Below are 515 nucleotides of genomic sequence, written 5' to 3' on the forward strand. Positions count from 1 at the left end.
CGTTGCACGTCCTCGTCATCTCCTCATAGACGTCCGACAGGTACATCAGCATCCGAAGCGGCAGGTTCGGACTGTAGGTAGACTGATGCTCATACAGGGACAGCCGGGAATCAATGATAAAGGACAGGTCATTCTTCATCGCCATGTAGATGGCGTTCTCCAGCGTGTTGATCGTGAGCTTCTCCGGATCCGTATACTGTTTTCCACTGACTGCATTGTAAAGCTCCAGCAGGTTTTTCTTGTCGCGGAACAGCATGATAAAGACGGTGGACTTGTACGTCCGGTTTGGCACGGGATAACTCTTCCGTCTGCCCTGTCCTTTCCTCTTTCCCGCTTTGCTCTTTTTGCTCATAGGCGGCCTCCTTTTTCTAATTGGGTGCAGGAGGCCTCCCTACCGCTCTTCCTCAAGAAACCTCTCTGCTCTGTGAAATGGGAACAAAAGCATTGAGATTTCTTTTAGATCTTTTGAAGATATCAGACGCGGCGGCTGCCGCAAAGAAAAAAACTGCCAGAAA

At 49.9% G+C, this 515-nt stretch carries 1 pseudogene; it reads right to left on the reverse strand.

From position 1 onward, the window contains the following. Positions 1-352 (reverse strand): annotated as a pseudogene (locus H6A20_RS13120) (transposase); the annotation flags it as partial. Positions 353-515 lie beyond the last annotated feature (163 nt).

It is taken from the genome of Mordavella massiliensis, assembly GCF_016901695.1.
In the GTDB taxonomy this organism is placed as follows: domain Bacteria; phylum Bacillota; class Clostridia; order Lachnospirales; family Lachnospiraceae; genus Claveliimonas; species Claveliimonas massiliensis_A.